This is a genomic window from Staphylococcus sp. CoH_129_LAB_1 (assembly GCF_058191515.1).
The window spans coordinates 1-24,881 of sequence record NZ_JBXWKZ010000021.1; the positions used below are offsets into that span (position 1 = coordinate 1).

Sequence of the window (24,881 nt, forward strand, 5' to 3'; positions counted from 1 at the left end):
AGCTGAAAATAATCAAAAAAATTATAAAAAAGACAATTTCTATATTATTTCAATAGAAATTGTCTTTTTTCACTTATCCAGATACTTTATGTCCCGAACTCTTTATTAGTCATTCTACTACTTTTGTGTCAAGCACTGTTATTTTTTCTTTCTAAACATCTTCTTCTGATTCGAATTCTACGATATCATAACGATATTTGTCTAACAGTGTTCTATATTTATAGAAGAAAATGATGCCGAAACTTAGTGATGCCATAAACAATAATATTGCTTTCATTTATTGTCCTCTTAATTCTATAAATTTTACATCATCATTATTATATAATAAATTTTAACTATTATATATCTAAAATTTAATTACCATTCGCCCTGTAATTGTTCCTTCTTCCATTTCTTCAAAAATATCATTTATTTCTTCTAATTCACGCGTTTGAACTTTAGGTACCACTTTACCTTCAGCAGCAAATTGAAATGCTTCTTTTAAGTCTTGCCTTGTTCCTACTAAAGAACCTACTACTTCGATACCATCAAGAACTATTCGAGGAATTTCTAAATCCATTTTTTCAACAGGTAAACCAACAGCTACAACACGTGCACCAGCTTTGACAACATCTACTGCTTGATTAAATGGCTTTTTAGCTACAGATGTAATTACCGTTGCATCAAGCCCTTTATCATCAGTTAATTTATTGACTTCTTCAACAGCATCCTGATTATTTGTATTAACAACTGCATCTGCACCTAGTTTTTTCGCAAAGTCTAATTTGTCATCACTTATATCGAAAGCAACCACTTTAGCGTTAAATACATTTTTCGCATATTGTAATGCTAAGTTCCCTAAACCACCAATACCAAATATTCCAATCCATTGGCCTGGTTGAATTTGACTTACTTTAACTGCTTTATATGTGGTTACACCTGCACATGTAATTGAAGATGCTGCTGCTGGATCTAAATTTTCAGGTACTTTAACTGCATAGTCTGCTGTAACAATGACTTGTTCCGCCATCGCACCATCAACTGTATAACCTGCATTTTTCACATTACGACATAGAGTTTCACGACCTGTTGTACAATATTCACAATGACCACAGCTTTCAAATAGCCAAGCAATTGAGACACGATCGCCTACTTTTAAAGACGTTACATCATCTGCGACTTTGATCACACGGCCTATGCCCTCATGTCCTAAAGTTCGACCTGTCACATCGCCGAAATCTGCGTTTTTAACGTGTAAATCTGTGTGACATACACCACAATACTCTGTTTGAACTAAAGCTTCACCAGATTCTAAGTTACGTAATTCTTTGTTTTCAACACTTACTTTATGATCATGTGTTACTACTGCTGCTTTCATGGGAAATCACTCCTTTTTCAATTCTATTACGACCTAATTTTATTATATGTAATCGTTTTCAAAAATGGAAATTTTTCAAATTTTAATGTTATTTATTTTATTACTTACATTTTCATGATTTTTCACTCATTAAAAATTAATCATTAAATATGATATACTTTTAAGTGCAAGAAGCATATAAATTTATATTTATCACCAAGACTTATTGGAGGGGAAAACTGTGAAAACACATGTTTTATATGGGAAATCTGAAGTTGAAGTCGAAGTGCCAGATGACAGTACAGTCATAGAACCGCAGAATATTGACGCACTCGAAGATTATACTTCAGCAATTCAAAATGTCTTAAAAAATCCTACAGGTTCAAAACCATTAAAGGAATTAGTAAATAAAGATGATATTGTATCAATTGTTATTAGTGATATTACACGTCCAACGCCTAACCATATACTTGTTCCCCTACTCATTGAAGAATTAAATCATGTTCCTCGCGAAAATTTTGTTATTATTAATGGTACAGGAACACACCGTGATCAAACTCGTGATGAATTAATTCAAATGTTAGGGGAAGACATTGTTGATTCTGTTAAAATCGTTCAAAATCATTGCAACGAAAAAGAAAGTTTGGCTAAAGTAGGTCACAGTAAATATGGTTGTGATGCTTACTTAAATAAAGATTATGTAGAGTCAGATTTTAAGATTGTTACTGGTTTTATTGAACCTCATTTCTTTGCAGGTTTTTCTGGAGGCCCTAAAGGAATTATGCCAGGCATTGCTGGTCTTGAAACTATTCAAACATTTCATAATGCAAAAATGATTGGTGATCCAAGATCTACTTGGGGAAATCTAGAAGATAATCCTGTACAAGACATGGCTCGTGAAGTAAATAAAATGTGTAAACCAAACTTTATGCTCAATGTGGCTCTAAATAAAGATAAACAAATCACCGCTGCATTTGGTGGGGATGTATTTGAAGCTCATAAAGAAGGCTGTGCATATGTTAAAGAACATGCCATGTTTAAATGTGATGATCGCTTTGATGTTGTCATTGCTTCGAACTCTGGTTACCCACTCGACCAAAATTTATATCAAACCGTTAAAGGCATGAGTGCAGCAAGTAAAGTTGTTAAAAAAGACGGAAACATTATTATGGTTTCAGAATGTGCAGATGGTTTTCCAGACCATGGTAAATTTGCTGAAATTTTCAAAATGGCTGATACTCCACAAGGTATCTTAGATTTAATTCATGATCCAAACTTTTCAGAGGTTGACCAATGGCAAGTACAAAAACAAGCGAGCATTCAGACTTTCGCAAATGTATATGTTTACTCAGAACTTACCGATCAACAATTAAAAGATTCGATGTTAAACCCTACTTCAAATATTGAAAAAACAATTGCTGATTTAAAAGAACAGTATGGTCGTAAATTGAGTATTGGTGTAATGCCACAAGGACCATTAACAATTCCTTATGTAGAAGATGAAGACTAATTGAAAGGATTGATAAATATGACTGAATTATTAACTAAAGAAAACAAATTAGATACATTATTAAAAGAAATGAAAAGTGTTGTTATTGCATTTTCAGGTGGTGTAGATAGTAGTTTAGTATTAAAAAAAGCTATCAACGTATTAGGTAAAGAAAACGTTAAACCTGTTGTTGTGAAATCAGAGCTTTTCAGAAATGAAGAATTTAATAAAGCTATTGAACTTGGACATGAACTAGGCATTGACGTTATGGAAACTGAAATGGCTGAATTACAAGATGAAAATATTGTTAAAAATACACCTGAAAGTTGGTACTACAGTAAACGATTGATGTATAGCAAATTAACAGACATTAAAGATACTCTTGATTTTAATTATGTATTAGATGGTATGATTATGGATGATTTAGAAGATTTCCGTCCTGGTTTAAAGGCAAGAGATGAATTTAACGTTCGTAGTGTGCTTCAAGAAGCTAAATTATATAAAACTGAAGTTCGTGAACTTAGTAAAAAATATGATTTACCTGTTTGGAATAAACCAGCGTTATGCAGCTTAGCTTCTCGAATTCCTTATGGTGAATCATTAAATTTCACTAAAGTAAATAAAGTAAATGAAGCTGAAAAACATATTTTAAACTTAGGTATCAACAATGTTCGTGTACGTTATCACCAAAACATTGCACGTATTGAAGTCTCAGAAGAAGATTTAGCTACAGTAATTAAAAATAAAGATAATATTAATTTACGTTTAAAAGAATTAGGTTTCGACTATGTGACGGTAGACTTAGAAGGTTACCGCACAGGTAGTATGAACGAAGTTATTGATACAAAAGAAACTAAATTAGTATAAGGACGTACACATATGAGTAATGATCAACATTTTATTGAACATTTGCTTGAAGGTGTAAAATCAAATCAAATATCAATTGATGAAGCTAAAGCCCAACTCAGTCATTACGACGAATTGGGCTTTGCTAAAATTGATTTACATAGAGCAAAGCGTCAAGGTTTTCCAGAAGTTATCTTTGGACAAGGTAAAACAAAAGAACAAATTGACACAATTATAGCTAGTTTATCTCATCATCATCATGTGATTCTTGTTACACGTATTAATGAAGAAAAAGCAAATTATGTATTAGAAAAACATCCCAATTTAGAATATCACGCTGAGGCACATATTGTTTGTACACCTATCGCATCAATTCAAAAGTCAACGAATTACGTGTCGGTACTATGTGCTGGAACCTCAGACTTACCTATTTCTGAAGAGGCTGCTATTACTGCAGAACTGATGGGTATTACTGTGAAGCGTTACTATGATGTTGGTGTTTCAGGAATACATCGTTTGTTTGAACATATTCACGAAATTCGGCAAGGTAAAGTGAGTATAGTGATAGCTGGAATGGAAGGTGCACTTGCAAGTGTAGTCGGAGGGCTCGTAGATCATCCAGTTTATGCTGTACCAACCAGTGTAGGTTATGGTGCTAACTTTAATGGTGTCACTACTCTTTTATCTATGGTAAACAGCTGTGCTCCAGGCACTAGTGTCTTAAATATTGATAATGGATTTGGTGCAGGGTACAATGCAGCCATGATTATTAATATGTTAGAAAAAAATCAGAATGGGAGAAATATATGAGTAACGCATTATACTTAGATTGTCATGCAGGTATTGCTGGAGACATGCTCTTATCTGCATTGGTAGATTTAGGTGCGTCTCCAAACGAAATAGAGCGCGAACTAAAAAAATTACCTATCGATAATTTTAAATTAAATTTTAAAAAAGAAATAAAACAAGGCATTCATGCAATGACATTATCAATTGATTTTCATGAGTCACATCATCATCGAAAAGCATCTGATATATTTAAAATGATAGATGAAAGTGATTTAGATGAAAGAGTAAAAATGAGAAGTAAGTCTATTTTTGAAACCATTGGTCATGCAGAGGCAAAAATTCATGGCATGTCTATTGAAGATGTTCATTTTCATGAAGTCGGTGCCATGGATTCTATCATTGACATTATTGGAGGATGTATTGCTTTAGAATTGCTTAATATCGATCACTTGTACTGTTCACCGATTCCTACTGGAAATGGAAAAATTAAAATAGCTCATGGTATATATCCAGTACCAGCGCCTGCCACAGCTGAAATTTTAAAAGACGTCCCATTAGCATCTTTTGATGTTCACGATGAATTAACCACTCCAACAGGTGCAGCAATTGCTAAAAGTTTAGTGACAGAATTCGGACCTTTTCCAGCTGCTACAATGAATCATATCGGATATGGTGCAGGTACTAAAAATTTTGATTTTCCAAATATAATTAGAGTAATTCAATTTACAGATAACGCGACTAGTTATGATCAAGTACAAGTTCTAGAGTGTCAAATTGATGATATGACACCAGAAACATTAGGCCATTTTATGGATACTGCATTACAAGATGAGGTACTAGATGTATATTATACGCCTATTATTATGAAAAAGAATCGACCAGCTACTCAGTTAACTATTATATGTAAAGTTGAAGATAAAATGCGTATTGAAGAATTGATATTAAAACATACATCAACACTTGGCGTACGTAGTTATAAAGTGAATCGTCGAATTTTAGATAGAACATTTCGCGATGTTCAAACGCCGTATGGAAAAGTTTCAATTAAACTTTCTTTAAAAAATGGAGAAATCATTAAAATAAAGCCTGAGTATGAGGATTTAAGAGATATTAGTAAACAAACTCAACAATCTTTTCAACAGATTTATCATAATATAATGAATTCAGTTTATCAGTCTTATAACGTTGGAGATACTTTAGAAAAATAAAACTCGAGACACTCAGTACTTTAATATGCACTACTGAGTGTCTCGAATTTTTTAATCAAATGCCTTAAATAATGCTTCACTTGAGTTATCCCACATTGTTTCATTATGAGATTTCAAAAAGTCTTTTAATACTTTTTTATTTTCTTCGCCAATTTGATCAATAATAAATTGATGCTTCATAGACTTATCCATCATATTGACATGCTCTGGCATACTCTTATAACCTCGACGAATACTTTTATTTACAAGTAAGTAACATGCAGTAACACCGGCGTAATAAGGGCCTTTTTCACCGCGCTCAGTAGTCACCCAACATAACCAATATTCTTTAGCTTCTGGACCTTCAACCGCTTCTTTATCAGTAATCCACTTTACGCCTTTTTCTACTTCCGCACGTGCATGCATACCGCCGATATCCACAAATGCTTCTTTATTTGCAACATCGATAAATATAGGTGCAATATTATCTAAACTGATTGCTCCTATGTTTGTACCTTTATGACCATCTAGAGGATCATTTTTTATAATATTGAATTTAAAACCTTTATTTTCTGTCACGATGATTCCTCCAATACATCTTTATACATTTGATATTAAATAACTCTATCCATCATCATAAAGTATTTAATTTAATTCATTCAATAAATTAATAATTGATCCTTTCACTTCTGGATCTTTAATATTAAGAATCATTTCTTTAGGATAGTATAGTTTATAATCTTCTCGATTAATCCCAGTAATACTTGAAATTACTAACGACTGACTGCTAATTTCTTTAATGCTACCATTTCGTCTTAATAAATGAATAGGTTGGCGATTAGAACCCGGTCGATCATAATCATATGGCAAATCTGAAAAAGCTTCACTAACAAAGTAATATTCAGGATCAATATTACCTTCAATAAATAGATCCTGTAACTCAGTGATTGTAATAATCGAACCATCAAATGGAATATACTTAAAGAGATCACGATTAATAAAACGACGTGCTAAATCACTTAGAATATCATCTTCTTCATGTATCCATTTCTTCAAATAAAATAATACAGTTACTTCATCTAATTCTACATACTGTTCAATTGTAATTGTGCCTTCAAAGAATGGAATAAATTCTTTTGGATACATTTTAAATTGATAATCTTCATTGTAAAGCTGTTTTACTCGTTTAAGACAATTATTTAATAGTACTTCTCCACCGCGACTTACGGGATGAAAATATATTTGCCAATACATTTGATAACGACTCATAATAAAATTTTCTACAGCATGCATACCACTCTCTTTAATAAGTACTTCATCTTTTGATGGTCTCATTAATCGAAGTATACGTTCCATATCAAATGTGCCATATGATACACCAGTAAAATAAGCATCACGTTGCAAATAGTCCATACGATCAGCATCAATTTGAGATGAAATCATGGAAATGACTAGTTTATTTTTATGCGTTTTATTAATAACATCGGCTACTTCTTGAGGAAAGGTCTCAGAAACTCGACTCAATACTTCGTTAACCTCAGTATCTCCAGTAATGATTTCTTGAGTAAACGCTTCATGATCCGTATTAAATATCTTTTCAAAACTGTGTGAAAACGGTCCGTGTCCCAAATCATGTAATAAAGCTGCACATAAAGCAAGTGGTCGATCTTGATTATTCCATGCTTCACGCCCAACAAACGATTCATCAATCATACGTCTTACAATTTCATACACTCCTAAGGAATGTCCGAAACGACTGTGTTCTGCAGTATGAAAGGCAAGATATAATGTACCTAATTGCTTAATACGACGCAAGCGCTGAAATTCTTTAGTTTTAATTAAATCCCATATCAGTTGATCTTTAACATGAACATACTTATGAATTGGATCTTTAAATACTTTTTCTTCAGCTAATTTTCTAGTTACATAAGATGATTGTGTCAAGTTCATCCTCCTCTTTCATACTTGCTTTCATCAGTAGTAATGTTATTTTAAGTTAATCAATTCTTATAATACTTTTTTCATTAAAGCTAAATCTAATTGTTCACCGTACATTTCTGGTTGATATGAACGAATTATTTCAAAACCCTGATGTTGATAATAATGAATAGCTTCTTTGTTCTTATTATCAACTTCTAAAAAGACCGCATCATATTCACTTTCAAATTCATGTAATCCTTCTCCAAGTAAACTTGTTCCATATCCTTTATGTTGTACACCTGGATGAACATAATGTGCGGCTAAGTACAATTCTTTACCATAGATAAAGTTAGCAAATCCTACAATTTCATTATTTTCTTCAACAACTAAAAAAAGTTGATCTTCTAATCTCTTTTTTAAGTGATGTTCATTATACGAAGCTGCTAATAATTCATTAATTGTTGATACTGCATAAATATTTAAATACGTATTATACCAAGCTTTTGTAGCTACATCTCTTATTGCTATAACGTCATTAGTTGTCGCTTTTCTAACTGTATACATGCTTCATTCTCCTGACATTTCATTGTAATTTAATAACAAAATTATATCATAGTATATTAACAAACGCTTTCACTCAACTTTAAGATGCATTTTATTAAGACAGTACTGTATTCCATTCTTTTGCTCTTTCTAAAGCATACACATCTTTCATAATATCTCCAGATCTTTCAGCTGTGCCAATAATATAACCCTTTAATGTTGCACCTAGAAAATCTAAGCTATACTCCAATTGTTTAATACAAGGTTTAGCCTTGACTTTAGGGCAATCTCCCCCAACTAAAATTAATCTGAAATCAATTTTAGACATTTTTTCTTTAAAATCTTGATACTTGGGATCGATTAACGATTCTGACCAATGATCAATAAATGCTTTTAAAGATGCTGACACACTATACCAATACACAGGTGATGCAAAAATAACTGTATCACTTTCAAGCACTTGGTCAATAATCAATTGATAATCATCTATATATGACTCAATTTGCTTTGATTCATGTCTATAATCTCTTACAGGTTTAAAATGATATTGTGTTAAATCAATCCAATTATATTGTTTTCCTTCTAGAGCATATTGTGTTAATTGAGCAGTGTTTCCTTGTGGACGACTTCCACCAAATAATACAGTAATCATATATCTTACCTCTTTTTTAGTTTATATTATTAATGTGTTTTTTCTATTTACTTATTATGTACCCCATCTGTTTACTTTTATTTATAATAAAAACTCCTACACCTATATAAACGGTGTAGGAGTCATTATTACTTTTATTTAAAGTACTTTATTCAACTGGGAATAAATCATCTATTTTCTTAATTTCTTCTTCAGTCAGTTCAATATTTGCTGCTTCAATGTTTTCTACAACTTGATCAGCACGTTTCGCACCAGGAATAACAACATCAAGTGATGGACGTGTTAAATAGAATGCTAATACAATATTAGCAATACTTGTATTATGAGTTTCAGCAATACTTGATAATTTTTTTACTCGACGTACATTATCATTGAACACTTCTGGTTGGAAATCACGACGAGTTGCACGATGATCATCGAAAGTTTGGTTTTCTTCATATTTTCCAGCTAAAATACCAGAAGCTAATGGGAAATATGGTACAAAAGTAATATCATTTTCAGCTGCGTATTTCATTACTTCTTCATTTTCACGATGTAGTAAATTATATTCTAATTGAACAACATCCACATATCCTTCTTTATTCGCCTCTTTAAGTTGATCTAACGTAAAGTTTGAAACACCTATTGCTTTAATTTTTCCTTCTTTTTTAAGTTCTTGTAATGCTGCCACAGCTTCATCTTTTGGTGTATCCTCATCAGGAAAATGAATGTAATACAAGTCAATATAATCCACTTGCAAGCGTTCTAAGCTTTCTTCAACTTGTTGTTTTAAATAATCAGGTTGGTTATTTTGAACGACATCGCCATTATCTTTAATAACATGTGATCCTTTAGTTGCAATTTGAACTTTTTCACGAGGATATTCCTTTACGACTTCTCCTACAAGTTCTTCTGAGCGTTTAGGTCCATAAATAAACGCAGTATCAATTAAAGTAATACCATTATCAATAGCTTTTCTAACGACATCTTTTCCTTGCTCTTCATCTAAATTGGGATATAAATTATGTCCTCCGACTGCATTTGCACCTAATGCAACTGGAAATACATGAACATCAGATTTTCCTAATTGTACAAATTCTGCCACGATATTCACAACTCCTTAAAAATATAGTTTCTATGTTATAGTTTACCCGATTTGTAATGATAAATTCATTCAGCAGTGTTTAAAACATTAAATTTGACATATTCTTTATTTTATATTTAAATGTAACTAATAAAGTTACATTTAGGTGGTGAATCATTTGAATTTAGAATTTAACATTGCCGTTCACGTACTTAGCTTTTTAGTAAAACACGACAACCAACAATTCAGTAGTCAAACTTTAGCAAAATTAACCTGCCTCAACCCAGTTCAATTACGTAGAGTGACTACTGTTTTAAATCAACATCAGTTTATTAATACTTCCCGTGGTAAAAATGGTGGATATAGTGCCAATCATTCTACTGCTAGCATTAAGCTATCAGTACTATATCGTATATTTGTGATTGAAAAAGACAGCCAACAGCGTATTTTCACAGGTCATGAGCAGAGCGATTGTGAAATATCAAGAAACATAGCAAAGACTATGTCACACTATAATCAAAAGGAACGTCGTGTTATTTTAAATTTTTATGATACCCTCACAATTAATGATGTAATTAATGATACACTTCAGGAGGATACAACATATGACACATTATAATTTAATCGTTATTGGTTTTGGTAAAGCCGGAAAAACACTTGCCAAATATGCATCATCACAAGGACAACAGGTTGCATTAATTGAACAGTTTACAGAAAGCTATGGCGGTACATGCATAAACCATGGCTGTATTCCATCTAAAGTGCTTGTTAACGATGGTATTAAACATGTCGATTTTTCAACTGCCTTTTCAAGAAAAAAAGAAGTAGTCAAAGCATTAAATCAAAAAAACTATTTAAACTTAGAAAATGATGAAAATATTACCTTGTTAAACTTTAAAGCACAATTTAAATCTAATACAGAAGTCGAATTAATTGATGAAAATGGTAAGTTAGTTCAAACATTGACCGCAGATAAAATTTTAATTAATACAGGTGCAAAATCTAATATTCCAAATATTGAAGGTATAGACTCAGCACAAAATGTATATGATTCAAAAGGACTATTAAATATTTCTTATCAACCTAAAGAATTAGTGATTATTGGTGGAGGATATATTGCATTAGAATTTGCCTCAATGTTTCAAAGCTTTGGTACAAAGGTAACTGTTCTAGAATATAATAAACAATTTATGGCTAGAGAAGATACAGAAATAGTCACACATATTATTAATGATTTTAAAGATAAAGGCGTACGTTTAATTACTAATGTAAATACAAAGGCATTAAAAAATGAAGGTTCTTTGACAACAGTTGAAACCTCACAAGGGAACTTTACTGGTGATGCAATCTTACTTGCTACAGGACGTGTACCAAATACAGATTTAGCTTTAGACAAGACAGATATTGAGCTAGGTGATCGCGGAGAAATAAAAGTGAACAACCATTTACAAACCTCTGTATCACATATTTATGCTGCCGGAGATGTAAAAGGTGGATTACAATTCACTTATATTTCTTTAGATGACTTTAGAATCTTGAAATCTGAATTATTCGGTGACCGTTCACGACACACTGAAAATCGTGGTACTATCCCTTATACAGTATTTATCGACCCACCACTTTCTCGTGTTGGTATCACCGCTTCAGAAGCACAAAAATTAAATTATAATTACGTTGAAAACACTTTATTTATTAATACTTTACCAAAACACAAAATTAATAACGATGACCGTGGTCTTTTTAAAGTTGTGATCAATAAAGATAATGATGAAATATTAGGAGCTACTTTATATGGTAAAGGTTCTGAAGAAATTATTAATTTAATTAAACTTGCTATTGATCAACACATTCCTTATCAAGTATTACGTGATAATATTTATACTCATCCAACAATAGCTGAATCATTTAATGACTTATTTAATATTTAATAAAAAAGCTCGTAAATCCATTTTTTCAAATGCATTTACGAGCTTCTTTGTACATATATGTTATTTACTTGCTTTACGCTTTGCTAATTTTTCTTTTAATTTTCTATCTTGTTCTTCTTTGCGACGCTTACGTTCTTCATTGCGCTTTCTCAAACGTTCTTCTTCTTCAGGATCACGTGGTTTTTTCAGTTGTGCAGTCACTTTTTCCATAAGTTCATCTTCAGTTAATGCAGCAAGTGGGCGATTATTTACAAATGCAAATGTCTTACGACGACCAGGACCACAGTATGACTGACAACCTATTTCAATTTCAGCATCAGGATCTAATTTCTCTAATTTTTTCTTTAATGATTTTAAGTTTACTGCCTGGCATTCGTCACAAATTAAAAATTTATTTTTCACTTCGCTACCCACCTCTACATCTATTTTTTCTTATTTATATTCATTTATTACAACTCTAATTATTTTACTCTTTTTAATTAAAAATTCAAGCATAAAAAAAGATTTGCTATAAATAAAAAGCAAGACATATATTTCCGTATAAACATGTCTCGCTTCATCATAATATATTTATTATTGTCCGTGATATATTTTAAATTTCAAAGGTTTAATACCTTCTTTTTCCCATGCTTCATAAATAGAATGCTTATCAACTCTATTATCGATAATTGTAATGCCACAATCTCCTCCGCCAGCTCCAGAAGTTTTTGCTGCACCTTTAAAACGTTCACCAATATCGCATAATAATTTTAAATTCTCAGTTTCGATATCAACCGTAGCCTCTTTATCCATTTGCTGAATGATTCTACGATTTTGTCGAATCATTTTTTGTACACCTTTTATATTATTTGTTTTAAAAGCATAGATTAAATTTTCAACACATGTATTTGATTGTTCAAGAAACTTACCATAAAAAATAGGATCAGATTTTAAACGTTTGACTTCGCTTACTAAGTGAGGTGATGAGGCAGGCGAACCAGTCCATCCTATAAGAACTTCCATATTTTCAGGTGCTTGTAAAGGTTCTATATGAAGTCCAGGCCAATTTTTTTCTAATACTTCTTCTACAGACGTTTCTTCCATTTGTTGTTTTACCCATTCATGATCAAACGTACTGTATGCAAGCCATCCACTATAGACACTAACAGCAATATCTCCGCATGAACTTAAACTTTGTAATCTCATATTTGAAATAACCGCAAGTTTATAAATATAAAGATTTGATAACTCCATTTCATAAAATTCATTTAGAACCTTAATCACAGATACTAAAACTGCTGCACTTGAACCTAATCCATACTTTTGTCCTGATGCATCTGCAAGATTACTATCAATAGTAAGATGAAAATGTCTTAATTTTATATTGCAACTTCTCGCGTACTGCTCAAACACTTCAATAGCAGTAACCACATACTCGAGTTGATTAGCTGCATGTACATCTGATATTACTATTTTATCTTCATTACGATTAAATGTAACAGGCTCATAATGTAATGTTTTAGAATGAATAGTACCTGTGATTTCATTTGAAGTTTCAATAGCAGCAGTGACAAAACGATCCACTGCAATTAAAACCGACTTATATCCCGGCTCGGTTACAGCATATTCACCCGCTATATAAAGTTTTCCTGGCGCTTTTGCCTGAATCATTATATCTCTTCCCTACTTAATAATTTCGACTCCTGAGTGTGTAATATCACTTGTTATAATTTGATCCTCATTAAATACTTCTAAAAATTTATCCACAATCGCTTGTTGATTTTTCTTTTCTATTAGGACTTTTACATTTGGCCCTGCATCCATTGTAAAATAGCATGGTAATCCTGCTTCTCTACATTCATGCACAATTCTCATAGCTTCATAGCTTTCTGGTACAAGATACGTAAATGGCGGTTGTGCACCTAAATTTGTTGCATGCATTCTCAAACCGTTTGCCTCAATCACTTCACCCATTCGTTTAAAATCTTTTTGAGCAATCGCATTTTTAGTTACTTTTAAATCATCCTCTACATGATTTAGCCAGTATTGATAAAAACGTGATGTATCACGCGTTAAAGACATTCCTGAACGACTTGGTACTTTCTTTGATTTATTGTTAATCACTACAAAAATCATAGCCAAGTCATTCTCGAAACCATCTGATTCAATTTGATGGGCGTAAGATGTTTTATCATCATAACCTTTTTCCCATTCAGCAAATCCACCATAAATACTTCTTGACGCTGATCCAGAACCACGACGAGCAAGACGAGATAAATCTTTACTGGATAGGTTTAAATCAAGCGCTTCATTGCAAGCACCAGCTAAAGCTGCATATGCACTAGCTGAAGAAGCTAAACCAGCAGCAGTAGGAACAAAATTGTCACTTTCTATTAGTGCATATGTTGAAATACCAGCTTCTTTTCGAATTATATCCATATAACGTTGAATTTTAGCACTTTCTTTAGCATTAACAGCTGCTTTATTTAAAATAAGTTGATCTTCTGTTAAAGAATCATCAAACGTTACACGTGTTTCTGTATAGAAACGCTCTAATGTCACTGATAAACTATTATTCATAGGAATAATCAAGTCTTCATCTGCTTTTCCCCAATATTTTATTAGAGCAATATTCGTATGGGCTCGTGCTTTACCACTTTTTTTCAAAGATTTATCCTCCTAACTTTTCAATCCAAGTATGTTGTGCTCCAGCTTTTTCAGCTGCTGCAATAATATTCTTAGCAGTTACTTCTTCTTTAGCTAGAATTAACATGCTACCTCCTCGTCCACCGCCAGTCAATTTACCAGCTACTGAACCATGTTGTCTTCCAATTTCGAGTAATTTTTCGATTTTATCGTGACTGACTGTTAATGTTCTTAAATCGTCTTGACATTGATTAAAGACATTAGCAAGCTGATCGAAGCTATGATGGTTAATTGCATCACTAGCTAAATAAACAAGAGAACCAATATGTTCAATAATACTCATATATGCTTCATCGTTATCACATAAATGATGTACATCTTCAACTGCTTGTTTTGTAGAGCCTTTAACTCCTGTATCAATAACAACCATATAACCATCTAAATCAAGTGATTTTAAAATTTCGACTTCTCCTTTTTGATACCAAACTGGTTGATTCGTTACAATCGTTTTTGTATCGATACCACTTGGTTTACCATGAGCAATGCGTTCAGCCCAGTCAGCATTTTCTAGCAGTTCTTTATCAGATAGCGGTAATTCTAAATAATCATAGCTTGCTCTTATAAAAGCTACTGCTACTGCTGCACTTGAACCTAAACCTCGAGAAGGTGGTAAATTAGCTTGAATTTTAATCAATAATGGTTCTTCTACATGTTTACTTTCTACAAAATGCGTAATCAGTGATTTTAGATGATCAGGTGCATCGTATAAAGGACCATCATAAACATCACTTTGAATTGCTGAATAATTACCTTTTTCTAAGCTTTCAATAAGTACTTTTACTTTTCCTGAAGTAAATGGAATTGCGATTGCTGGCTGACCAAAGGTTACAGCATGCTCACCAATCAATATAATTTTTCCGTTAGACTCCCCATAGCCACGTCGTACCATGATATCTCACCTTTAATATTCCTTCTAAAATGATTTCAACATTCATTAATGTTGTTTTAAAATTGAACATATTTATACACCTGTACATTTCATACATATATTTATACTCATTTACTTCAAATCTTATATTTGTGTTAATACACCAATAAATAGTATAAAACTTTGTCAAAAATAGTTCAAAACTTTGAAATATTTATACCCTAAAAAATGTTATAAACAACATAAATTATGGTTAAATTATCGTTCTTAAATTAATCCACCTAGTCTATATTACTATAAAAAATAATAAGAATGTAGCAAATTTTGTATTTCGGGATATAAATATGCACTTTAGTTGTATTATTGCATAACAAAAGGGAGTAAGTTCAAATTCACTTGGAATTTTTCTTACTCCCTTTTCTCTTATTTTAATCTAAAGAACGATTCATTTTTTCATTACGTTCAATCATTTTATCGAAATATCCTTCATAACGTTGCCACTCATCTTCTGTGATTGGATCCATATTTAAATGACCGCCTAAGTCTTTAATCGCATAAAGCAGTTGGAACATCACATCTTGAACTTTAATATCACGATGAAGTAGTGTTTCCAAGGATGCCATACATTCTGGTTTAATGTTAGGATATTTAAATTTCGTAGTTTCACCTTTCAAGGCTCGTTCATAAAATTCATGCATCATTTCAGCTCTTTCTTCACCAGAACCTTCAACACATAAATAAATTTGAACTGCAATACCTCCACGTACCCGTCGTTGTGAAATACCAGCAAATTTTTTCCCATCAATACTTAAATCAAATCTTCCCGGACAATATGAATGCTTTATTTCTTTAGTATCTATATCTACATTTTCATTTTCGAACATTTTACAAATAAGTAAATACATAACTGTGAACGCTTCATCAATTGTTGTTTCAGTTTGTCCTTTAAAAATAAGTGAAATATTTAAAACACCCTGATCTAATACGACACCAAGACCACCAGAATTTCTAACGATTGCATTATAACCAATCTCGTCTGTTAAGTATTGAATACCATCTTTTAAGAATGGTAAACGTGAGTCATGTATACCTAAAATCACAGTATGTTGGTGAATCCATGTTCTTACAACGTTACAAGATACATCTTTTCCTACGCTTTCTGAAAACGTGTCATCAAATGCAAATGACTGCATTGGCGCTAAGCCTGAAGAATGATCTATATAGCGCCAATGAATGTCATTAAAATATTTACTCGCTAAATCCATTACTGTAATGTTTGAGCAGCAGTAATAATTGATAAGTTATAAACGTCTTCAGTAGAGCAACCACGAGATAAATCATTTACTGGTGAATTAAGACCTTGTAAAACTGGACCAATAGCTTCAAATCCACCTAAACGTTGTGCAATTTTGTATCCAATATTACCTGCTTCTAAACTTGGGAATATAAATACATTTGCGTCACCTTGAATTTTTGCTCCAGGTGCTTTTTTCTCTGCAACTGCAGGTACAATCGCAGCATCAAATTGGAATTCTCCATCAATCACTACATTATCTAAACCTTCAGATTCCACTTTTTCTTGTGCCAATTTTACTGCATTAGCAACTTTTTCTACATCGTCTGATTTAGCTGAACCTTTAGTTGAGAAACTTAACATTGCTACACGTGGATCCATACCAAAACTTTTTGCTGATTTTGCACTTTCTACAGCAATTTCTGCTAAATCAGAAGATCCTAATGTCGGGTTGATAGCACAATCACCAAATACATATTGTTTATCATCTTTAATCATAAAGAAGATACCTGATGTTCTAGATACGCCTGGTTTTGTTTTAATAATTTGCAAGGCAGGACGGACAGTATCTCCAGTTGAATGTGCAGCACCACTTACTAATCCGTCAGCATGACCAGCATATACTAACATTGTTCCGAAGTAGTTAACATTGTTTAATAATTCTTGAGCTTGTTCTTCAGTAGCTTTACCTTTACGACGTTCTACGAAAGATTTAATTAATTCAGGTTTTAATTCACTTTTAGAAGGATCAATAATTTGAATATCAGAGATATCTAATCCCTTATCTTGAGCTAAAGTATTTACTTTTTCTTCATTACCTAATACAACTGGTGTAACATAATCAGTTGCTTGTAACTTTGTAGCAGCTGTTAATACACGTTCATCTTCACCTTCTGGTAATACAATTCGTACATTCTTTCCTGAAAGTTTTTCTTGTAACACATCTAATAAACTAGACATAATGCCCTCCTCCGAATTCTTTAAATAATAATGTTTACAACTTAATTATACTTTATTTTTTTTAAGATTTCCATTTCACTAATTTGTAATCTTTTAAGTATGTGTGACAATTCTCTTTATGATAAAATTCAAACTATATTGATAAAATTTTTAAAGGAGCGATAGATATGAGTGAAGCAGCTGAAACATTGGATGGTTGGTATAGCCTTCATTTATTTTACGCTGTAGACTGGGCAACTTTTAGATTGGTACCAGAAGATGAGCGTGAAGCAATGATTGAGGAATTTAAAGTATTTATCGAAAATAAAGCAACTGCCAGAGAAAAACAAGCTGGAGATTATGCTTTATATAATATTACTGGTCAAAAAGCAGATATTTTATTATGGTATTTACGTCCAGAAATGAAAGAATTGAATGAAATTGAAAATGAATTAAATAAATTAAGAATTGCTGATTTCTTCATTCAAACTTATTCATATGTATCTGTTATTGAGTTAGGTAACTATTTAGCTGGTAAATCAGATGAAAATCCTTATGAAAATCCACATATTAAAGCAAGATTATACCCAGAATTACCTAGAACAGAATATATTTGTTTCTATCCAATGGATAAACGTCGTAACGAAACATATAACTGGTATATGTTACCAATGGAAGATCGCAAAAAGTTAATGTATAACCATGGTATGATTGGTCGCAAATTCGCTGGTAAAATCAAACAATTCATTACTGGTTCAGTAGGTTTCGATGATTTTGAATGGGGCGTAACATTATTTTCAGATGATGTTCTACAATTTAAGAAAATTGTTTATGAAATGCGTTTTGATGAAACAACTGCACGCTATGGCGATTTTGGTAGCTTCTATATCGGTCATATTTTAACTACTGATCATTTCGAACAATTTTTTGCAATTTAATATTAAAAAAGAAGCAAGAACTTAAGTTCTTGCTCCTTTTTTTACATTTAAATATATATATATAAGACTATGAATTTCCTTAGCAAAGTACACTTTTCTCAAAGTGTACTTCAAGTAGTTTGGTTTGGGAGAACTTTACTACTTTTCTGAACATTAACAAATTGTAAAAGTACTGTCGCTACCCAGCACAATTATTATTTGTTAACTATTTATTATTTAACCGAATTGTAATATTTCGAAACATTATTGTTACAAAAAAAGTTATTTTTTAAAATATAAATTTGAATTTCTATTATAGTGTTTCCATTTATCTTTATCATTTTAAATATCAATCAATTTTAAACATTTTATTCTCTATGAATGGTAGTCATTTTAGTGTACTTACACTATAATTATAATCATGATTACATCTAATTTAATGGTGATGAAATGGAAAATAAAGAAATGCAAGAAAATGTAGATGAAAAATTAATTAAAGACGTCGTTATGATGGCTGGACGTATATTACTTGAATCTGGGGCAGAAGGAACACGTGTTGAAGATACCATGACCCGTATTGCCCAAAAACTAGGATATCCTGAAAGTAATAGCTTCGTTACCAATACAGTTATTCAATTTACTTTACATAACGAATCTTATCCACGAATATTTAGAATTAATTCTCGTGATACTAATCTCATTAAAATTTCTCAAGCAAATGAAATATCACGCTTAATTACTAAGGGCGCTATTTCTCTTGAAGAGGCAAAAACGCGCTTAGAAAAAATTTATATTGCTAAACGTGATAATAGTTTAACCTTTAAAGGAATTGCTGCGATGATTATTGCAATTAGTTTTCTCTATTTACAAGGTGGTCAATGGATTGACTTACTTACTGCTCTACTTGCAGGTAGTATTGGATATCTCGTTGTTGAAATATTGGATCGTCGTTTACACGCCCAATTTATTCCGGAATTCGTCGGTTCTTTAGTTATTGGAATTATCGCAGTATTCGGTCATTGGTTAGTGCCAAGTGGTGATTTAGCCACTATTATTATTGCCGCAGTCATGCCTATTGTCCCCGGAGTACTGATTACGAATGCTATTCAGGATTTATTTGGTGGTCATATGATGATGTTTACCACGAAGTCTTTAGAAGCACTTGTAACCGCATTTGGTATAGGTGCCGGTGTTGGTTCGATATTAATATTAGTATAGGAGTGCACATAAATGTTTTGGTTATTTAATTTTATATTTAGTTACACAGCTTCGCTCTTTTTCTGTGTAGTTTTTGACGCTCCTAGAAAGCTATATTTATCGTGTGGCTTTGTTGGAGCTTGTGGATGGATGGTATATATTTTGTTCTATCAAGGATTGAATATACATACTATTTATTCAAGTTTCTTCGGTAGCTTTACATTAGGTTTAATTAGTCACTATATGGCTCGAAAAAAGCGCGAACCTGCAATTATTTTCATGGTTACTGGTATTATTCCATTAGTTCCTGGTGGACTTGCCTTTGATGCAACTAAAAATCTAGTCTTATTACAATTTGGTAAAGCAATCAACACGATGCTTGAAGTTACGCTTATCGCTGGTGCGATTGCGTTAGGATTATTATTCGCAGATCAAATTTCAAAAATCGTCGTTTCTGGTTTTGCTCGACGACGTAAACGTATATAAAAATAAAACGCGAGAGATTGTTGGTAATTGACCTTCATCACTCGCGTTTATTTATGTTATTGTTTTTCTTTTATCATTTCTTTAACTTCTTGTTCTGATTGATTTAAAATAAGACGACTTAATTCGTCATTATTCATACTTTTTAATTTAGGATATCGAACTACAAAGAAAATAAGACCAATCACTAACCAACCGCCCAATGCAATATATGAAGGCAATGAAAGTGAAGCTGGTGATCCAGGAACTAATAATAAAAGTAAAAAGATCAATGATACAATAGAACCTAAAATAGCAAAGGTCTTATAAATAGGACCATACGTATTACTTTGTTTATTGTAACTAAATAACTTAGCAGCTGATAAACAAGTAATAAAATACGCAATAGATACGCCTGTTGAAGACATATCAACAATCCACGTCAATGCAGTACGTCCTAACCATGGTGCAATTAAAGTAATAGCTACTAAAAAGATAATAGCTATATATGGTGTTTTATATTTTGGATGTAATTTACTGAACGCTTTAGGCATGATACCAGCACGTCCCATTGAGAATAATAATCGACTTGAACTCATTAAGAACCCGTTTAATCCAGTAAAAATCCCCATAATAATAGCAATTGCTAATACGCCTAAACCAATGTAACCAAAAGCAGTTTGTGTTTCAGCGCCTGTTAACCATAAATTACCATTAAAGTTTGCATTATTTGTACTTAACCAACCTGTGTATAAAATCATAATGACATAAGTTAAAGCTGCTGCTAATAAACTATATACAATCAGTTTAAAAGTTTTATTTGGAGAGAAATTAAATTCTTCTGCTGTTTGTGGAATATTATCAAATCCCACATAAGCCCATGGTGCAATAGCTACAATCATAATGATGGAATTAAACCATCCAATATCATTCCTTGCTAAGGGTTGTAAGTTGCTTAGTGAAAAGTTATTTCCAAAAAATGATCCTACAAACATAAGTAAAACAACGATAACCATTGCTACACAAAAATAATATTGAAGTGTACCAGAAACACTTGCATCACGAATTGCAATAAACATAAATGCAAATAATAACACCGTAGCAATAATGATTTCTGTTATGTAAACATCCCATCCAGCAACTGTGTATAATCTGCCATTATTCAATAAATTGGGGAGTAAAAATTTAATTAATAAGCTAAACGCTGTCGCATTTAATGCTACTACACAAACATATCCAAATGTTAGAAACCATGATGAAAAGAAACTTACATATCTTCCAAAACTTAAATAACTAAACGCAAATGCACCGCCTGACACAGGAAAACGTTCGACTAGTGCACCATAACTTACAGCAATGAGTATCATTAATAAAGCACCGATGACAATACCAATAGATGAAGCAATCGGACCTGATTGTTTAATCCAATCACCAGGTAATATAAATGCCCCCCATCCTATACACGAGCCATAAGCAATTGCCCAAACAAATTTTTCAGAAAGGTTTTGTTTTAAATCTCCTCTATCTATCTCTTGATTTTTATTACTCATAAAATAAACTCACCTCAAGTACTTAACATACCCAAAAAGGTGAGTTTACTAACCAAAATATAAAATATTATTATCCAGCAAATTTAAATGTAGCAATAATTAACATTAACCATCCCACAATAAAGAGTATACCCCCTATTGGTGTAATCGCTCCTAAAATACGAATTTGAGTCAATGCAAGAATATAAAGTGATCCACTAAATAACACGATACCAAAGAAAAGAAGCCATCCTGCCCAGTTTACATTAATAGAAGTTGTTCCACTAATGATACCAACCATAATTAATCCTAAACCATGATACATTTGATAATTCACTGCTTTTTCCCATACTGACATATATTTATCAGAGAGTTTACCTTCAAGTCCATGTGCACCAAATGCGCCTGTACCAACAGACATCATCGTACACAATGCACCTAAAATTATAAATACTTTCATCATAATGTTTTAGTTCTCCTAACTTATTTTAATTAAAAATCAAATATTGATTCGCCATTTCCAATTTCATCATCCGTAATCATCATATCAGAAGACTTAGTCTGATTCTTCATTGATGGTGGGACTTTACCACCCATCGCTTCAATTTCTGCAGCAGTAATCGTTGAATGATTTGAAGACTTATTTGAAAGCGAAGATTCAGAAGTTATGATATTCGTAAAATCATGTTTTGATTTTTTAGAAGACAATGTTGAAGTACCTGAATAAAGAGATGTTAAAGTATGAATCGCATACATATGTTTTTCAAACTGTTGTTCATCTTGAGCTTCATCTGCCTGCACTAATTCTTGTTCTATGAGTTGAATTAATTGTTCTTTGTTCAATTAAGATTCCCCACTTTCACACCATTGTATGGGTGTTTTACCTTTAGATTCTAAATAATCATTTGTACGAGAATAAGGTTTAGATCCAAAGAAACCACGATAAGCAGATAATGGACTTGGATGAACAGATTTAATAATATAATGCTTAGATGTATCAATTAATTTCATCTTTTGTTGCGCAGGTTTTCCCCATAAGATAAAGACAATATCTTCACGATAATCTGAAATGGCCTTAATAACTTCATCTGTAAATATTTCCCATCCAATATCCTTATGTGAATGTGCTTCACCTTTACGTACAGTTAACACAGTATTTAATAACAGAACACCTTCACGCGCCCAATCCTGTAGATGAGGAGAAGTTCTGTGACATCCAATATCATCTTCTAATTCTTGATACATATTTCTTAAAGATGGTGGAAATTTAGCATTAGGTTGAACTGAAAATGCTAACCCGTGTGCTTGATTAGGCCCATGATATGGATCTTGACCTAAAATCACGACTTTAATATCTTCAAAGGGTGTTAAATCAAAAGCTTGATAAATATTTTCTCTATCTGGATAGACGATTTGTGTCGTATATTCGTTTTCTAAAAAATCATGCATTGCTTTAAAATCATGTTTTGTTGTAATGTCATGAAAAATGTCTGACCATTCCATCGTTTTCACCTCATTTATATTTTAACATATGACTCCTCTATAACGTGATATAAATCCCCTTAATACCTTCATGCTAGAACAATAGTTGAGTTACATGATAAGATAAATAAAGATGTAAATAATTGACAGGAGTGATAATACATGGCATTAAAAAAAGTCTTAACAATTGCCGGTTCGGATACAAGCGCTGGAGCAGGTATGCAAGCCGACCTTAAAACATTTCAAGAACTAAACACTTACGGTATGGTGGCTTTAACAGCTGTTGTAACAATGGACAAAGAAACTTGGTCCCACGATGTGACGCCACTTCCAATGGATTTATTCGAAAAACAATTAGAAACAGTCATTTCAATCGGTCCAGATGCTGTTAAAACAGGTATGCTTGGAACTGAAGAAATCATTAAACGTGCTGGAGAAGCATTTGAACAATCAGGTGCAAAATATTTCGTAGTAGACCCAGTTATGGTATGTAAAGGGGAAGACGAAGTACTTAACCCAGGAAATACAGATGCAATGATTAAATATTTATTACCTAAAGCAACAGTCGTAACACCTAATTTATTTGAAGCTGGTCAATTATCTGGATTAGGTAAATTAACATCAATTGAAGATATGAAAAAAGCTGCAAAAATCATTTATGATCAAGGTGCTCAACATATTATTATTAAAGGTGGTAAAGCATTAGATCAAGATAAATCTTATGACTTATATTATGATGGTCAAACATATTATCAATTAACAACTGATATGTTCCAACAAAGTTATAACCACGGTGCAGGTTGTACATTTGCAGCAGCTACAACAGCTTACTTGGCAAATGGTAAATCACCTAAAGAAGCTGTTATTAGTGCTAAAGCATTTGTGGCATCAGCAATTAAAAATGGTTGGAAAATGAACGACTTTGTAGGCCCAGTTGATCACGGCGCATACAACCGCGTAGAACACATCGACGTCGACGTCAAAGAAGTTTAAAGAAGTACTGCATTTTTGAAAAAAATGCTAGTACTTCTTATGCAAAAGACACTAGTCTTTTGTAATCCTTAGTTAGATTTCATTGTCCTTCCCCGACACCCCAACTTGCGTTGATCGTTGACTTTCTTTTTGAAAGTCTCTTTGTTGGGGCCCTAGCATTAGAGTTGAAAGAAGCTAATCCAGCATAATTTTCAATTCAATCAGCTATTGTCTATGCTGTATTTTTAAAGAAATATAAGCACTTCTAAAGCTTTTAATCTTGTGTATGATAGTTTGGTCACACTAGGATTAAAAGCTTTTCTTATATCTTCATTATCTTCTAGGTATTTAGTCGTAGTATACTCTACACAGTCCGTTGCAGTAAAAGTTAGTACCATAGACTCATGTTTTTTATAATAAAATCCATTACTATATTAAGTGTAGAGAGACAAAGGAGAAATTAACAACATGATTATCTACAAGCAAAATATAGAAAATGGTATCCCAATATACGAAATCATTACAAAGACCTTCAAGACGATTACGGTAAAATTCGATGAAACGTTTAGTAAAAATGACATCTATCAATTGCTCTCTCTACTAGAAAGTGACGTTGATAACATGAAATTAAGTTATTAATCACATTTCAAAACTTAAAAAGTGTTTTTCCTAATTGAGATCGAACACAGATGAATATTTCAAAATCTTTTTTTAAAGTTAAAATGCCCCTAATACTCAAAACTTTAAAAAGTAATTAATTATTCAAAAGCTCACCCTAATAAA

At 32.2% G+C, this 24,881-nt stretch carries 28 protein-coding genes; 11 read left to right on the top strand and 17 right to left on the bottom strand.

The window, feature by feature from the left end; translation table 11 throughout:
* Positions 1-151: 151 nt before the first annotated feature.
* Complete coding sequence (locus AC2FB1_RS07280; RefSeq protein WP_490674597.1) at positions 152-277, bottom strand: hypothetical protein; 126 nt, start codon at positions 275-277, stop codon at positions 152-154.
* A 69-nt stretch (positions 278-346) separates the two neighbouring features.
* Positions 347-1,357, bottom strand: coding sequence for an alcohol dehydrogenase AdhP (gene adhP, locus AC2FB1_RS07285; protein ID WP_490674598.1), 1,011 nt, complete (start codon positions 1,355-1,357; stop codon positions 347-349).
* 220 nt (positions 1,358-1,577) lie between these two features.
* On the opposite strand from adhP, the gene larA reads away from it, so the two are divergent.
* Genes larA through larC form a run of 4 tightly spaced genes read left to right on the top strand, consistent with a single transcriptional unit; the run spans position 1,578 to position 5,668 of the window.
* Complete coding sequence (gene larA, locus AC2FB1_RS07290) at positions 1,578-2,846, top strand: nickel-dependent lactate racemase (RefSeq protein WP_490674599.1); 1,269 nt, start codon at positions 1,578-1,580, stop codon at positions 2,844-2,846.
* An 18-nt stretch (positions 2,847-2,864) separates the two neighbouring features.
* Entirely contained in the window at positions 2,865-3,692 is an 828-nt protein-coding gene (gene larE, locus AC2FB1_RS07295; protein WP_490674600.1) for an ATP-dependent sacrificial sulfur transferase LarE, read from the top strand.
* Positions 3,693-3,704: 12 nt separating this feature from the next.
* The gene (gene larB, locus AC2FB1_RS07300; RefSeq protein WP_490674601.1) at positions 3,705-4,481 is read left to right on the top strand and encodes a nickel pincer cofactor biosynthesis protein LarB; all 777 of its coding nucleotides are present in this window, start codon (positions 3,705-3,707) and stop codon (positions 4,479-4,481) included.
* Positions 4,478-5,668 (top strand): nickel pincer cofactor biosynthesis protein LarC, encoded by a 1,191-nt coding sequence (gene larC / locus AC2FB1_RS07305; RefSeq protein WP_490674602.1) that lies wholly within the window; start codon positions 4,478-4,480, stop codon positions 5,666-5,668. Before larB ends, larC begins: the two co-directional genes overlap by 4 nt.
* 51 nt (positions 5,669-5,719) lie before the next feature.
* On the opposite strand, the gene AC2FB1_RS07310 is transcribed toward larC, so the two are convergent.
* The 5 genes from AC2FB1_RS07310 to AC2FB1_RS07330 all read right to left on the bottom strand — a co-directional run bounded on the left by AC2FB1_RS07310 (position 5,720) and on the right by AC2FB1_RS07330 (position 9,846).
* Entirely contained in the window at positions 5,720-6,226 is a 507-nt protein-coding gene (locus AC2FB1_RS07310) for a YwhD family protein (RefSeq protein ID WP_490674603.1), read from the bottom strand.
* 66 nt (positions 6,227-6,292) lie between these two features.
* A complete protein-coding gene (locus tag AC2FB1_RS07315; protein WP_490674604.1) occupies positions 6,293-7,597 on the bottom strand; it encodes an HD domain-containing protein in 1,305 nt (434 codons plus the stop codon).
* Positions 7,598-7,654: 57 nt separating this feature from the next.
* Positions 7,655-8,131, bottom strand: a complete 477-nt coding sequence (locus AC2FB1_RS07320) for a GNAT family N-acetyltransferase (protein ID WP_490674605.1) — start codon at positions 8,129-8,131, stop codon at positions 7,655-7,657.
* Between the two features lie 94 nt (positions 8,132-8,225).
* The gene (locus AC2FB1_RS07325) at positions 8,226-8,762 is read right to left on the bottom strand and encodes a flavodoxin family protein (RefSeq protein ID WP_490674606.1); all 537 of its coding nucleotides are present in this window, start codon (positions 8,760-8,762) and stop codon (positions 8,226-8,228) included.
* Positions 8,763-8,910: 148 nt separating this feature from the next.
* Complete coding sequence (locus tag AC2FB1_RS07330) at positions 8,911-9,846, bottom strand: aldo/keto reductase (RefSeq protein WP_490674607.1); 936 nt, start codon at positions 9,844-9,846, stop codon at positions 8,911-8,913.
* A gap of 157 nt (positions 9,847-10,003) precedes the next feature.
* Here AC2FB1_RS07330 and hypR point away from each other — a divergent pair, with 157 nt between their 5' ends.
* Entirely contained in the window at positions 10,004-10,444 is a 441-nt protein-coding gene (gene hypR / locus AC2FB1_RS07335) for a redox-sensitive transcriptional regulator HypR (RefSeq protein WP_490674631.1), read from the top strand.
* Positions 10,431-11,753, top strand: a complete 1,323-nt coding sequence (merA, locus tag AC2FB1_RS07340) for a hypothiocyanous acid reductase MerA (RefSeq protein ID WP_490674608.1) — start codon at positions 10,431-10,433, stop codon at positions 11,751-11,753. The genes hypR and merA overlap by 14 nt, the downstream gene beginning before the upstream one ends.
* Before the next feature lie 60 nt (positions 11,754-11,813).
* Here merA and AC2FB1_RS07345 read toward each other — a convergent pair whose 3' ends face one another.
* The 6 genes from AC2FB1_RS07345 to pta all read right to left on the bottom strand — a co-directional run bounded on the left by AC2FB1_RS07345 (position 11,814) and on the right by pta (position 17,560).
* Positions 11,814-12,155 (bottom strand): YuzB family protein, encoded by a 342-nt coding sequence (locus AC2FB1_RS07345; protein WP_002455691.1) that lies wholly within the window; start codon positions 12,153-12,155, stop codon positions 11,814-11,816.
* Between the two features lie 171 nt (positions 12,156-12,326).
* Entirely contained in the window at positions 12,327-13,403 is a 1,077-nt protein-coding gene (locus AC2FB1_RS07350; RefSeq protein WP_490674609.1) for a phosphomevalonate kinase, read from the bottom strand.
* Positions 13,404-13,415: 12 nt separating this feature from the next.
* Positions 13,416-14,399 (bottom strand): diphosphomevalonate decarboxylase, encoded by a 984-nt coding sequence (gene mvaD, locus AC2FB1_RS07355; protein ID WP_490674610.1) that lies wholly within the window; start codon positions 14,397-14,399, stop codon positions 13,416-13,418.
* Positions 14,400-14,403: 4 nt separating this feature from the next.
* Positions 14,404-15,327 (bottom strand): mevalonate kinase, encoded by a 924-nt coding sequence (gene mvk, locus AC2FB1_RS07360; RefSeq protein ID WP_490674611.1) that lies wholly within the window; start codon positions 15,325-15,327, stop codon positions 14,404-14,406.
* A 407-nt stretch (positions 15,328-15,734) separates the two neighbouring features.
* Positions 15,735-16,571: a lipoate--protein ligase family protein gene (locus AC2FB1_RS07365; RefSeq protein WP_490674612.1), complete on the bottom strand. Its 837-nt coding sequence runs from the start codon at positions 16,569-16,571 to the stop codon at positions 15,735-15,737.
* Complete coding sequence (gene pta, locus AC2FB1_RS07370) at positions 16,571-17,560, bottom strand: phosphate acetyltransferase (RefSeq protein ID WP_490674613.1); 990 nt, start codon at positions 17,558-17,560, stop codon at positions 16,571-16,573. Before pta ends, AC2FB1_RS07365 begins: the two co-directional genes overlap by 1 nt.
* A gap of 167 nt (positions 17,561-17,727) precedes the next feature.
* Here pta and hemQ point away from each other — a divergent pair, with 167 nt between their 5' ends.
* The 3 genes from hemQ to AC2FB1_RS07385 all read left to right on the top strand — a co-directional run bounded on the left by hemQ (position 17,728) and on the right by AC2FB1_RS07385 (position 20,139).
* Entirely contained in the window at positions 17,728-18,477 is a 750-nt protein-coding gene (gene hemQ, locus AC2FB1_RS07375; RefSeq protein ID WP_490674614.1) for a hydrogen peroxide-dependent heme synthase, read from the top strand.
* A 444-nt stretch (positions 18,478-18,921) separates the two neighbouring features.
* Positions 18,922-19,674 carry a threonine/serine exporter family protein gene (locus AC2FB1_RS07380; protein WP_490674632.1) on the top strand — a complete coding sequence of 251 codons (753 nt, stop codon included), beginning with the start codon at positions 18,922-18,924 and terminating at the stop codon, positions 19,672-19,674.
* Positions 19,675-19,686: 12 nt separating this feature from the next.
* Positions 19,687-20,139 carry a threonine/serine exporter family protein gene (locus tag AC2FB1_RS07385; RefSeq protein WP_490674615.1) on the top strand — a complete coding sequence of 151 codons (453 nt, stop codon included), beginning with the start codon at positions 19,687-19,689 and terminating at the stop codon, positions 20,137-20,139.
* Between the two features lie 56 nt (positions 20,140-20,195).
* On the opposite strand, the gene AC2FB1_RS07390 is transcribed toward AC2FB1_RS07385, so the two are convergent.
* From AC2FB1_RS07390 to AC2FB1_RS07405, 4 genes are all read right to left on the bottom strand, one after another.
* Positions 20,196-21,665, bottom strand: a complete 1,470-nt coding sequence (locus AC2FB1_RS07390; protein WP_490674616.1) for an APC family permease — start codon at positions 21,663-21,665, stop codon at positions 20,196-20,198.
* 70 nt (positions 21,666-21,735) lie between these two features.
* Entirely contained in the window at positions 21,736-22,104 is a 369-nt protein-coding gene (locus AC2FB1_RS07395) for a DUF423 domain-containing protein (protein ID WP_490674633.1), read from the bottom strand.
* Between the two features lie 32 nt (positions 22,105-22,136).
* The gene (locus AC2FB1_RS07400; protein ID WP_490674634.1) at positions 22,137-22,445 is read right to left on the bottom strand and encodes a DUF5327 family protein; all 309 of its coding nucleotides are present in this window, start codon (positions 22,443-22,445) and stop codon (positions 22,137-22,139) included.
* 42 nt (positions 22,446-22,487) lie between these two features.
* Positions 22,488-23,156 (bottom strand): uracil-DNA glycosylase, encoded by a 669-nt coding sequence (locus tag AC2FB1_RS07405; protein ID WP_490674617.1) that lies wholly within the window; start codon positions 23,154-23,156, stop codon positions 22,488-22,490.
* A 132-nt stretch (positions 23,157-23,288) separates the two neighbouring features.
* Here AC2FB1_RS07405 and thiD point away from each other — a divergent pair, with 132 nt between their 5' ends.
* A complete protein-coding gene (gene thiD, locus AC2FB1_RS07410; protein ID WP_490674618.1) occupies positions 23,289-24,119 on the top strand; it encodes a bifunctional hydroxymethylpyrimidine kinase/phosphomethylpyrimidine kinase in 831 nt (276 codons plus the stop codon).
* A gap of 447 nt (positions 24,120-24,566) precedes the next feature.
* A complete protein-coding gene (gene vraX, locus AC2FB1_RS07415; RefSeq protein ID WP_490674619.1) occupies positions 24,567-24,737 on the top strand; it encodes a C1q-binding complement inhibitor VraX in 171 nt (56 codons plus the stop codon).
* Positions 24,738-24,881: the final 144 nt, after the last annotated feature.